General features: G+C 65.6%; 10 protein-coding genes. 5 read left to right on the top strand and 5 right to left on the bottom strand.

Annotation, left to right across the window (positions count from 1 at the left end):
• The first annotated feature begins 28 nt into the window (after nucleotides 1–28).
• From CFB18_RS08475 to CFB18_RS08485, 3 genes are all read left to right on the top strand, one after another.
• Nucleotides 29–2,380 (top strand): aerobic carbon-monoxide dehydrogenase large subunit, encoded by a 2,352-nt coding sequence (locus CFB18_RS08475; protein ID WP_088571377.1) that lies wholly within the window; start codon nucleotides 29–31, stop codon nucleotides 2,378–2,380.
• 106 nt (nucleotides 2,381–2,486) lie between these two features.
• Nucleotides 2,487–3,494: an XdhC family protein gene (locus tag CFB18_RS08480; protein ID WP_088571378.1), complete on the top strand. Its 1,008-nt coding sequence runs from the start codon at nucleotides 2,487–2,489 to the stop codon at nucleotides 3,492–3,494.
• 60 nt (nucleotides 3,495–3,554) lie between these two features.
• On the top strand, nucleotides 3,555–4,163 hold the full coding sequence (locus CFB18_RS08485) for a nucleotidyltransferase family protein (RefSeq protein WP_159461656.1): 609 nt from the start codon (nucleotides 3,555–3,557) through the stop codon (nucleotides 4,161–4,163).
• A 38-nt stretch (nucleotides 4,164–4,201) separates the two neighbouring features.
• Here the strand turns inward: CFB18_RS08485 and CFB18_RS08490 are convergent, their stop codons facing one another.
• From CFB18_RS08490 to CFB18_RS08510, 5 genes are all read right to left on the bottom strand, one after another.
• The gene (locus tag CFB18_RS08490) at nucleotides 4,202–5,926 is read right to left on the bottom strand and encodes a Rieske (2Fe-2S) protein (protein WP_200808138.1); all 1,725 of its coding nucleotides are present in this window, start codon (nucleotides 5,924–5,926) and stop codon (nucleotides 4,202–4,204) included.
• Nucleotides 5,927–6,073: 147 nt separating this feature from the next.
• A complete protein-coding gene (locus CFB18_RS08495) occupies nucleotides 6,074–7,447 on the bottom strand; it encodes a dihydrolipoamide acetyltransferase family protein (protein WP_088571380.1) in 1,374 nt (457 codons plus the stop codon).
• A gap of 86 nt (nucleotides 7,448–7,533) precedes the next feature.
• Nucleotides 7,534–8,517 (bottom strand): alpha-ketoacid dehydrogenase subunit beta, encoded by a 984-nt coding sequence (locus CFB18_RS08500; RefSeq protein WP_088571381.1) that lies wholly within the window; start codon nucleotides 8,515–8,517, stop codon nucleotides 7,534–7,536.
• Between the two features lie 71 nt (nucleotides 8,518–8,588).
• Nucleotides 8,589–9,680: a thiamine pyrophosphate-dependent dehydrogenase E1 component subunit alpha gene (locus CFB18_RS08505; RefSeq protein WP_088571382.1), complete on the bottom strand. Its 1,092-nt coding sequence runs from the start codon at nucleotides 9,678–9,680 to the stop codon at nucleotides 8,589–8,591.
• Between the two features lie 21 nt (nucleotides 9,681–9,701).
• Nucleotides 9,702–10,502: a DUF169 domain-containing protein gene (locus CFB18_RS08510; protein ID WP_088571383.1), complete on the bottom strand. Its 801-nt coding sequence runs from the start codon at nucleotides 10,500–10,502 to the stop codon at nucleotides 9,702–9,704.
• Nucleotides 10,503–11,136: 634 nt separating this feature from the next.
• On the opposite strand from CFB18_RS08510, the gene CFB18_RS08515 reads away from it, so the two are divergent.
• Nucleotides 11,137–11,478 (top strand): DUF6883 domain-containing protein, encoded by a 342-nt coding sequence (locus tag CFB18_RS08515; protein WP_088571384.1) that lies wholly within the window; start codon nucleotides 11,137–11,139, stop codon nucleotides 11,476–11,478.
• Nucleotides 11,479–11,481: 3 nt separating this feature from the next.
• Nucleotides 11,482–11,712, top strand: a complete 231-nt coding sequence (locus tag CFB18_RS08520) for a DUF4926 domain-containing protein (protein ID WP_088571385.1) — start codon at nucleotides 11,482–11,484, stop codon at nucleotides 11,710–11,712.
• The last annotated feature ends 18 nt before the right edge of the window (nucleotides 11,713–11,730 follow it).

Raw genomic sequence — 11,730 nt, forward strand, 5'->3', positions numbered from 1 at the left:
ATGTGATCCTGTCGCTCAGGAGGTCGCTATGGCGCTCCCAGAGCAAGCCCATGCCGTTCTGGGCCATCCGGTTCGACGGAAGGAGGACATGCGGTTCATTCAGGGCCGTGGACGCTACCTGGACGATATCGTGCTGCCCCGCATGGCCTATCTGGCCCTGGTGCGCAGCCCCTATGCCCACGCCCGCATCCGGTCCATCCGCGTGGATGCCGCGAAGGCGATCCCCGGCGTGCTGGCAGTAATCACCGGAGAGGATTTGGAGGAGCTCGGCCTGGCCTGGATGCCCACCCTGGCCGGGGACAAGCAGATGGTCCTGGCGGTGGGCAAAGTGCTCTTCCAGTATCAGGAGGTCGCCGCGGTGGTGGGGGAGACCCGGGAGGCAGCGGTGGATGGGGCCCAGGCGGTGGAGGTGGATTACGAGCCCCTCCCGGTGGTGGTAGATCCCTTCCGGGCCCTGGAGCCGGACGCGCCGGTTCTGCGGGAGGACCGGGAGCAGAAAACCAATCACATCTGGCACTGGGAGGTAGGGGATCGGGAAGCAACCGAGGAAGCCTTGCGGCGCTCCGACGTGGTGATCCGGGAACGCATCCGATTCCAGCGGGTCCATCCGGCGCCCTTAGAACCATGTGGTTGCATTGCGGACTTCGATCGGATCACCGGTCGGCTGACCCTTTATGTGACCTCTCAGGCTCCTCATGCTTACCGGACGCTACTGGCCCTGGTGACCAAGCTCCCCGAGCACATGATCCGGGTGATCTCACCGGACATCGGCGGGGGGTTCGGGAACAAGGTGGCGATCTACCCCGGCTATGTGTGCGCCGTCGTGGCCTCGATGATGCTGGGACGCCCGGTGAAGTGGGTGGAGACGCGCACGGAGAACCTGACCTCCACCTCCTTCGCCCGGGATTACCATATGATGGTGGAGCTGGGAGCCACCCGGGAGGGGAAGGTGACAGCCCTGCGGGTGAAGACCATCGCCGACCATGGTGCCTTCGACGCCTCCGCGAACCCCACCCGTTTCCCCGCTGGGCTGTTCAGCATCTGCACGGGCTCGTATGACTTCCCGGTGGCCTTCGCCGAGGTGGACGCTGTCTACACCAACAAGGCCCCTGGCGGGATCTCCTATCGCTGCTCGTTCCGAGTGACCGAGGCCTCCTATCTGATCGAGCGGGCGATGGACATCCTGGCGGACGAGCTGGGGATGGACCCGGCGGAGCTGCGGCGGCGGAACTTCATCCCTCCAGAGAAATTCCCCTATCGCTCGGCCCTGGGTTGGACCTACGACAGTGGCAACTATGTGGCGGCCCTGGACCGGGCGCTGGAGCTGATCGGCTATGAGGAGCTCCGGCGGGAACAGGAGGAGCGCCGGCGTCGGGGCGAGCTAATGGGCATCGGCATCTCCTCCTACACGGAGATCGTGGGGGCCGGGCCGAGCCATACCTTCGACATCGCCGGCCTGAAGATGTTCGATAGCTGCGAGATCCGGGTCCATCCCACCGGCAAGATCCTGGCTCGCTTCGGCACCCGGCATCAGGGGCAGGGCCATGAGACGACCTATGCCCAGATCATCGCCCATGAACTGGGGGTCTCGGTGGAGGATGTGCTGGTCGAGGAAGGGGATACCGACACCGCCCCTTACGGCTTGGGGACCTACGCCAGCCGCAGCACCCCCACTGCGGGGGCGGCGGCAGCGATGTGCGCCCGCCGCATCCGCGAGAAGGCCCGCAAGATCGCCGCCCATCTGCTGGAGGCGGCGGAGGAGGACATCGTCTGGGAGGAAGGGCGCTTCATCGTCCGAGGCGTCCCCGGAAAGTCCGTGACCTTCCCCCAGGTGGCCTTCGCCGCCTACACCAACCCCCCTCCGGGGATGGAGCCGGGCCTGGAAGCCGTTTACTACTACGACCCCCCGAACCTCACCTTCCCCTTCGGAACCTATGTTTGTGTGGTGGACATCGATAAGGGGACCGGACAGGTGAAGGTCCGGCGGTTTGTGGGCGTTGATGATTGCGGGACGGTGATCAACCCGATGATCGTGGAGGGCCAGATCCACGGCGGCCTCACGGAGGGCTTCGCCATCGCCTTCATGCAGGAGATCGCCTACGATGAGAACGGCAACTGCCTCTCCTCGAACTTCACGGAATACCTGATCCCCACCGCCGTGGAGACCCCACGATGGGAGCTGGACCGCACAGTGACGCCGTCCCCGCATCACCCGCTGGGGGCCAAAGGGGTGGGCGAGTCGGCCAACGTGGGCTCCCCAGCTGCCTTCGTCAACGCCGTGGTGGACGCACTGTCCCATCTGGGGGTGCGCCACATTGACATGCCCATCACCCCATGGAAGATCTGGAGGATCCTGCGGGAACACGGGATCACCGAGTGAACACAGAGAGAGCGCCGGGGATGGGGCGGATGCTTCAGAGGCCTGCCCCATCCCCGGCCGGATCGGCAGGACAACCTGTTCTGCCAGGGATGGAGGGTGAGGTCCGATGGGCTGGCGTCTGAGCGGGGGGCTTCGGCTGGATGAGCTGATCCGGGATCTGGAGGCGCGCGGGGAGGCGTTCGTGATCGCCACCGTGGTCCGCCGGCAGCCTCCAGTATCGGCGCACGTAGGGGATCGAGCGGTGATCACCGCCGATGGACGGATCTACGGTTGGGTGGGCGGGGGCTGCGCTCATGATCTCATCCTCCGGGAGGCCCGGGCCGTGCTGGCGAGCCGCCGACCGCGCCTCCTGCGCATCGCACCGGAGGCGAACGGGGAGGACATCGAAGAAGAAGCCCGCACCGTGGCGACCATGGCCTGCCCCAGCCGGGGGGAGCTGGAGGTCTTCCTGGAGCCGTGGGTCCGGGAGCCGCAGCTGTTGATCTTCGGGGAATCCCCCCTGGCCCAGGCCCTGGCCGTGTTCGGCCAGGTTTTGGGATACGAAGTCACTCGGTTGGTCCAGCGAATGCCCTCCCCGGAGGAGACATCGGGGATCCGGCTCACGCCCCTGGAAGCTATGCCTGCTTTCTCCCCGAACGACGAGCTCTATGTGGTGGTGGCCTCGATGGGCCACTACGACGAGGAAGCCTTGGCGGCCGCCCTGCGCACCCCTGCCCGCTACATTGGCCTGGTGGCCAGCCGCCGTCGAGCCCAGGCGCTCCTGAACTTCCTGCAACAGTCCGGGTGGTCCGAAGCGGACCTGGGGCGAATTCGGGCCCCTGCGGGCCTGGACCTCGGGGCAGTGACCCAGGAGGAGATCGCCCTTGCGGTGATGGCGGAGATCATGCAGGAGCGACGGCGGGCGATGGCTGAACGGATGGTTTCGTTGGAATCGACTTCTCCGCGGGCCCGGGATCCGGTCTGCGGGATGGAAGTGGAGGTGGCGACAGCCCGCTATCACGTGGAATGGGGGGGGCAACGGTTCTATTTCTGTTGCGCCCATTGCCGGCAGGCGTTCCTCGCGGATCCTGCCCGCTACACGCCAGCGGTTGCTCAGCCAGAACGGGGGCAGTAAGCGGACCGTGGTTGCCCGCCTGCTCCTTCCAGTTGTCCCCACACAGGAAGCATGACAGCTATGGGCGATGTGAGCGGGATCATCCTGGCGGCAGGTCGCTCCCGCCGACTCGGTTGGCCGAAGCATCTGCTTCCCTGGGATGGACAGACTGTGCTGGAGCATATCGTGGAGAGGATTATGGGTTTGCCCCTCCGGCAGGTTGTGGTCGTCCTGGGCCCTTCATCAGCCCCGCTTGCTCCCCGGCTGGAGGCCCTGGGGGCGATCCCGGTGAAGGTGCCAGAGGGGGCGCAGGCTTGCGCGGTCTCGATCCAGACCGGCCTGCAGGCCGCGCGGGAGGCAGATGCCGTCATGTTCTTTCTGGGGGATCAGCCAACCCTTCCATTGTCAGCCGCGCAGGTCATGCTGGATGGATGGCGGAAGCGCGGACGGCCCCTTCAGGTGATCCGTTATCGCGAGGGGCGGGGGCATCCTGTTCTGGTCGCCCGGGCTCTGTTTGAGGCCCTGGAAGCGCGGATCGGGGAAAAGGTCCTCTGGGAGCTAATGGCGGAACACCCGGAGTGGGTAGCCGAGGTCCCCCTGGATCTGCCGCTTCCGCGGGACATCGACACGTGGGAGGATTACTGGACGCTCCGGGCAGAGGCCGGGTTACCCCTCGTAGGTGGCGGTTAACGGTGTTACGGGCGATCGAACATGGGCCCCGCTGAGCGTTAGCGTTCTCCTTGCCCCATCCCTGCAAGCTCCTCATACAGACGCTCGCCCCGATGAAGACGCTCGGCAATGCGGTAAGTCTGCTCCTGGGCCCGTCGGGTTGGGACGTGGGCGGCCAGATAGCGGGCGGCGGCGATCAGCGCCCAGTCCCCCGGAGAGGTTCCGCGCCAGATCGAGAACTGACGGAAGGCGGCTTCCATCATCTGAATGGTGTGGAAGTTTCGATCCTCGCGCAGTAACCCATGCCCCAGGGCTGCCAGCAAGCGGCTCGCCTCGCCCCCTGCCCGCAGATAACCGGCCACCGCGGAGGCGACCTCCTGCACTGCGGCCTGCCGGTTAAGGAGAGCCTGGAGCGTTTCCTCCACATGGTCGGGATCTCCCATGGCGGAGCCCTCCTCGGGGAGAGGGGCCGGCGGGATGTTCAGAAAGCGATCTAGGTAGACACTCATCGCCGCGTCGAAAACTCCCCGCAGGAGGGCGCGGGAGGGGAACCGGCGCATCGCCTGATGAACGGCGCTGGCGAAACTGAAAGTGTGCAGCGCAGTGTCCCAGTCGCTGAACTCGTTGTTCATGGAGAACCGGACAATCCGCAGGGCCGCCGCAGCGGCCACCGTGCCGGCCACTTCCTCCCATGGTGCCCCTTCCTGCAGGGCCTCCAGAAGGGCCTCGACGATGTCCACCGGCTGATCCCCCAGCAGCACGGGGATCAGCCTCTCCGGGCCAGTCCATTTCCCCTTTGAGGCTGGATCCGCTGCCGGGATGGTAGGCAATATCTCAAAGGCCTGCTCCAGGAGAGCTACCAGGCCCACCGGATGACGCCAGGCCGCGTTCTCCTCCATGCGCTCCCCGCTCACCAGGATCGGGACGAGGCTGGTCAACGTTGGGCCGGCGTGTTGCCAGCCTGCGATCTCCAGCGCTTCGAATGCCTTGTTCGCAAAATCCAGAGCATGGCCTATCGCTATGTAGCGATGGTCGGTGGCGGAAGCGAAAATCATGTCCGCGATGGCGAGCGGGGGGAGGCCTGCCTCGACCGCCGATGCCAGGCAGCGTTCCGCCCCTTCCGCATCTCGCACCTCCACGAATTGCCGAAACCAGCGGCGGAGACGCTCTGGATCTGAGGCCGGGCCCGGGAGCGGGCGGATCGGGAATCGGGGGGAGGCCCCTTCGCAATCTTCGGCCACCGCGTCCAGGCCATGGTAAAGGGCGCGGGGGCGATCCCGGGGATCCAGATAGGGGAGCATGTTCATCATCGCCGTCAGGATCGTCAACCCAGGCCCCCAGCCGGCCTGGCGATAATGCACGCCGAACTCCAGCCCGATCCGGAAGATCTCCACCGGATCTTCCCCCAGGTCCAGGAGGCGCAGGATCGATTTGGCGAGGACCAGGGGTAGATGATGCTTCAAACCATCCTCCAGACGGGCTCGAGTCTGGGCGTGCCGATCCTCCCGCGGGTGCAGGTTGACCCACACCTCCTCTCCGCGGATCTCCACCGGGAAGACGATCAGGTCATCCGCCCACAGGTCGAAGGTGCCTCCTGTCTGCAGGTCGAAGCGGGCGTGATGCCAGTGGCAGGTGAGCAGGCCCTCGCGGAGGGTTCCCCGATGGAGGGGAAAGCCCATATGCGGGCACCGGTTATCGATCGCGTAGATGCGATCTCCCTCAGCGAACAGAGCGATCATGTGACGGCCGGCTCGGATCACCATGGTTTCCCGCGGCCTGAACATCCGAAACCCGGGCCACCCGGAGCCAGGACCCGGATGCTGGGTTCATCTCTGTCCTCCGGCGTGTGGGTATTTATGGCGATCCTACATGATCCGCAAAGTGCAGCTACACGCTTTTCGTTTCTGAAGAAACTGCTCCCCTTGGACTCCCTACGTCCAGTTCTCCAGCACCGCTTTTACCTTGCTCATAAAGGCATCCGCCTGGGCGCCATCAATGATGCGATGGTCGAAGGTCAGGGTGAGGTAGACCATAGGGCGGATGGCCAGGGCATCCCCCTGGGGGGTCTCCACGACCACCGGACGCTTGTGGACGCGCCCCACGCCCAGGATGGCGCAGTTGGGCTGGTTAATGATGGGAGTGGCGAAGAGGCTGCCCGATACACCGTGGTTGGTGATGGTAAAGGTGCTGCCCTGGACCTCATCGGGCTTCAGTTGACGCTTGCGGGCCCGCTCCGCCAGATCGTGGACCGCCCGGGCCAGCCCGATCAAGCTATAGGTGTCCGCGTTCTTGATCACCGGCACGATCAGCCCCTCCTCCCCCAGGGAGACCGCCACCCCGATGTGATAAACCTTGTAGACCCGGATCCCCTCCTCGGTCCACGTGCTGTTGAGGATCGGGTAGGCTTTGAGGGCGGCCACGGCGGCCATGATGAAATACGGCGTGAGCGTCAGGCGCACCCCCTCCCGCTCGAAGGCCGCCCGGTTGGCCTCATAATGGGCCATCACCCGGCTCATATCGACCTCGAAGACAGTGGTCACATGGGGGGAGGTGTGCTTGGAGCGGACCATGTGCTCGGCGATGGCCCGACGGATCGAGGTGAGCGGGAGGATCTCATAGGGCATCGCCGGGGCAGCAGGCGGGGGCGGCGGGGCCGCGGGCGCAGGAGGCGCGGCCGGGGCCGGAGCGGCTCGCAACACCTCCTCGGTAGGCCGGAAGAGCTCCCCGGTCCCCGGCTGCTCCCAGGGCGGCAGCTCCGCCTCCTGGGGGGCCGCCGGAACGCCGGCCGGCTGGAGCTTCATCCGCTCAATGTAAGCCAAGAGATCCTTCTTGGTGACGCGGCCGCCCTCCCCGGTGCCCGGGACCTTGGAGAGATCGATCCCATATTCGGCGGCCATCTTCGCCACCACCGGGGAGATGCGCGGACCACCCTCCCGGCGGCCCGCCGGGGCCGGCTCCGGGGCAGGCGGGAGACCCGCGGCTGCGGGCGCGACGGCCGGGGCCTCCTCCAGGGGCTCGATCTCCCCGCCGTGGCCCACCCGATAGGGACGTTCGGGAACCGGCTCCCCCGGCTGCCCCACCATGGCGATCAGCGTCCCCGCCCGCACGGTGACGCCCTCGGGGAAATAGATCTTGAGCAGCACCCCATCGGCCGGCGCCGTTACCTCCGTGGTGACTTTCTCGGTCTCCACCTCCAGCAGGGGCTCGAACTGACGGACCGGCTCTCCCTCCCGTTTCAGCCAGCGGAGGATCTTCCCCTCCACCACGCTCTCCCCCAGCTGCGGCATGATCACCTGGGTCGGCATCGGAAGGCCTCCTTCGCACGCACGACGATCGCTGTGGCTTGCCTTCAGGGTCCCGAGAAAGCCGGGGCATCACTGGACGCGGGCCCTCAATATCGGGCCAGCCGCCGGATGGCCTCGGCGATCTTCTGCGGGCTGGGCATGAAGAAGTCCTGCATCGGCGGGCTGAAGGGCACCCCCGGCACATCCGGCCCCGCCAGCCGCATCACCGGGCCGTCCAGGTATTCGAAGCCCTCCTCGGCCAGGATGGCCGCCACCTCCGCCCCATAGCCCAGGGTCAGATTGTCCTCGTAGACGATCAGGGCCTTCCCCGTCTTCTTCACCGAGTTGAGGATCGTCGCCTTGTCTACCGGGGCCAGGGTCCGCAGATCCACCACCTCCACATCGATCCCCTCCTTCGCCACCATCTCGGCTGCCTGGAGGGCGTAGTAATGCATCATCCCATAGGCGAAGACGGTGAGGTCGCTCCCCTCCCGGGTCACCTTCGCCGGGCCGATGGGGACGATGTAGTCCCCGTCGGGGACTTCCCCTTTGATCAGCCGGTAGCCCTTCTTCGGCTCGAAGAAGAGCACCGGGTTCGGGTCGCGGATGGCCGCCTTCAGCAGCCCCTTGGCGTCGTAGGGGTTGGAGGGGATGACCACTTTCAGGCCGGGCACATGGGCGAAGAAGGCCTCCACGCTCTGGCTGTGGTAAAGGCCGCCGCTGATCCCGCCCCCGTAGGGGGCGCGGATGACCATGGGGACGTTGTAGACGCCCCCGGAGCGGTAGAAGAAGCGGGCGGCCTCGTTGACGATCTGATTGAAGGCGGGATGGATGAAGTCGGCGAACTGGATCTCACAGATGGGGCGGAAGCCGTTGAGGGCCGCCCCGATGCCGATGGCCACGATGGAGAGCTCCGCCAGCGGGGAGTCGATCACCCGCCACTCCCCGTATTTCTGCCATAATCCCATGGTGGCCCGGAACACCCCGCCCCGCGGGCCCACGTCCTCCCCCACCACGAAGACCCGCGGATCCCGGGCCATCTCCTCATCGATGGCCTCGCGGATCGCTTCGATCAGCGTCTTCTCCGGCATGTTCTTCCCTCCAAACGTTCGTTCGAGAAAAAGAACGGCCTACCCGGGTTCGACGAAGACGCGGGGCGCTTTCACTCCCCCCACCAGCCGGAGCGGTCCTCCGTGGCGAAGACAGGGGCCAGGGCCTCCTCGGGAGCCGGATAAGGGGCTTCCTCCGCCTGCCGCTGGGCCTCATCCACCTCGGCCCGCACCCGCTCCTCCAGCTCGTCCTCGAGCCGTTGGGTGAGGAGGCTTCGCCGGTAGAGATAATCCCGCAGGCGGGGCAGCGGATCCCGCAACTTGCCCTGCTCCACCTCCTCCCGCGTCCGGTAAGTCCGATCATCGTCATCGGACGAATGGGGGGTCCACCGGTAGGTCACCGCCTCGATGAGGGTCGTCCCCTCCCCCGCCCGCGCCCGATCCACCGCCTCCTTCACGACCTGATAGACCTCCAGGACGTTGCCGCCGTCGCAGACAGCCCCGTGGATACCGTAGGCAGCGGCCCGATCAGCGACACGCTTCACCGCCATCTGCTTCCAGACCGGCACGGAGATCGCATACTGGTTGTTGTGGACCAGGACGATGAGGGGGAGCTTGTAGATACCGGCCCAGTTCAACGCCTCGTGGAAGTCACCCTCGCTGGTGCTGCCCTCGCCAGTGGAGGTGAGGACCACCCGCATCTCCCGGCTCACCCGGAACCCGGCGGCCTCCAGCTGGGGCCGGAGCTTTTGTTTGAGGACCTCCGCGAGGGCGATGCCGGCGGCCTGAGGAAGCTGGGTGGCAACGGGGCTGGAGCCGGCGATGATGTTCAGGTGGCGGAGGCTGAAGTGGGAGGGCATCTGGCGGGCGGCGCTGTGGGGATCGCCCTTCTTCCCGTAGAGGGCGAGCATGAACTCCACCGGCTTCATCCCCAGGGCGATGGAGAGAGCGAGGTCCCGATAGTAAGGGTGCACGATGTCGAACCCTTTGCGCAGGGCGTAGGCAGCCCCCACCCCGATGCCTTCGTGGGCGATGCCGGAGATGTGGAAGGGGACGCGGCCCTGGCGCTGCAGAACCCAACAGCGCTCGTCGAGCCGGCGGGAGAGGAGGAGGTGGTAATACATCCGGAGGACGGTCTCGTCGGAGAGCCCGAGGTCCTCATGGCGCTGGGTGATCGGAAGGAACTCTTTTACCTCGACCGCCATCGCTGCCTCCTGAGCGGTTGTTCATCCTGAGGGTGTCGCTTCTTTCTTTTCCCTCCACTGGCGTTCCATCTCCATGTAATGATCGGGGTAGATCCCGGTGTAGCGGAGGAACTTGGGGATGGGGTAGCGGATGCCGCCCTTGTGGGTGCCCTCCAGTCCCTCGACGATCCACTCGATCTTGCTGTTCGGGATGGTGAAGGCCATCTCGTCGTCCTGGGCCTGGCCGAAGACCCGATCGCCGTAGCAGGGGAGGATGACCTGGCACTCATCGGTCTTCATGGTGGTGATCACCGCGTCGGCGCAGTCGATGCGCCCGGAGAAAGAGGAGGTGAGACGCCCTCCCGTCTTCCAGAGGCGGGCGACCACCAGGCGCATGACTTGAGCGGAGTTCCCGTAGATGAGGATCACATGGGGCTCAAAGGTGGTGCGATGAAGGGGGGCGACGACGACGCCTTCCCACTGGCGGTATTCCCATTTGTCGACCTGGGCCTCGCTCACCGCTCCGGCGGCCGGGGTTTCCGTATACATCCCGGCGCAGGTCATGCCGTTGAGGTAGTAATCGAGCAACGGTTCAAAGCCCCACACGGCTTTGGCGAGGGGGCAGGAGAGGTCCTCCCCTCGCATCCCGATGATCCAACCGTAATGACGGGCGATGGCGAATCCCTGACAGATGGCGATCTGCTGGCCGAAATCCCGTTTGGGGAAGCGGGTCTTCTCCGGCCACGGCTCCCCCGGGGCGATCATCCGGATCGCCACCGGGAAGGTGGCCGGGCGCACGTGAGCCTGAAGGGCCTCCTGCAGGCGTTGAAGCCTGTCCAGCATCCCGGCCTCCTGTAAGTGGAAAGGTGCCCCTCCCGCGCCACGGCTGGAGCCGGACGCCCCGGCCGCCCGATTTCGATCTCAGGGTTCATTGTAACTCAAGGGGGAATCCGATGACAAGGCCCGCGACGCTCGGGGGGTATCGGCTTAGGCGTCGAATGAATTCGACCTCGGGGAGCCTTCGGCCAACGGTCGGCCTGCGCCGACCCAAAGAACCTCCTTGGCGTCGGCCAAGACCGACGCTTGGCGCGAAAGCGCCTTAGAAGGCCGATTTCAATCGGCGCGAAAGCCTTCGGCCAACGGTCGGCCTACGCCGACCAAAAAGCATCCTTCGCGTCGGCGAAGGCCGACGCCCGGCGCGCCAGCGCCTTGAGAGGCCGATTTCCAATCGGCGTGAGATCGAAAACACATCCCTCGCATCGGCAGAGACCGCTCTCCGGGTAAGCCTCGATGAAGGCGGAAGGACCTGTCCGGGCATCCGCGCCTCGATTCGTGGACGCCATTGGCCCGCCGAATCAGTGGCTTGGTTAAAATGAAGAGCGGGCGCCTCCTTCATCGGGCTATGGGTTCATCCGGTGGGGTGCCGCGCCCCCGGATCGCCGCGAGAGACAGCCATCGCCATTTGTGGAGCCTTCCAATGCCGCTCCCGAATGCCGAAAACGCCTACGTCCCTTTGTCCAAGATCACTCGATATCTGCTGTCGGAAACACACAGCGTCGGCAGGGCAAAGGCCAGGTTCTTCCGTGCCCTTGGGTTCAATGAAAGACACCCAGAGCTTCTGCAGGAGGCGCTCCTGGAAGTTGCTCGGGAGGGCCTCGTGAGAGGCATCCTTGAGACGCCATACGGCAGCAAATATGTCGTGGATGGTCAGCTGCGGACACCAAAAGGGGAATTGGTGTGGATTCGAACGATATGGATTGTGGAAGCGGGTCAAGATCAGCCGCGGCTGGTTACCGCCTATCCTCGAGAGGAGGAATGAGCGATGATCCGAGAACTAGACAGTGTGGTACTGATGCGGGATCTACCGGAGCACGGCTTACGGGCCGGAGATGTAGGAGTCGTGGTGCACGTTTACGGGGAGGGGATCGGATTCGAGGTGGAGTTCGTGACGGGCGACGGGAAGACGGTGGCGGTGGTTACCCTGAGCCGGGATGAGGTTCGGCCGATCGGAAAGGAGGAGATCCTGCACGTGCGGACCCTGACCTCCACCTAAGGGAGGGACGCCTGGCCG

Origin of the sequence: Thermoflexus hugenholtzii JAD2 (assembly GCF_900187885.1) — a bacterium.
GTDB classification, from domain to species: domain Bacteria; phylum Chloroflexota; class Anaerolineae; order Thermoflexales; family Thermoflexaceae; genus Thermoflexus; species Thermoflexus hugenholtzii.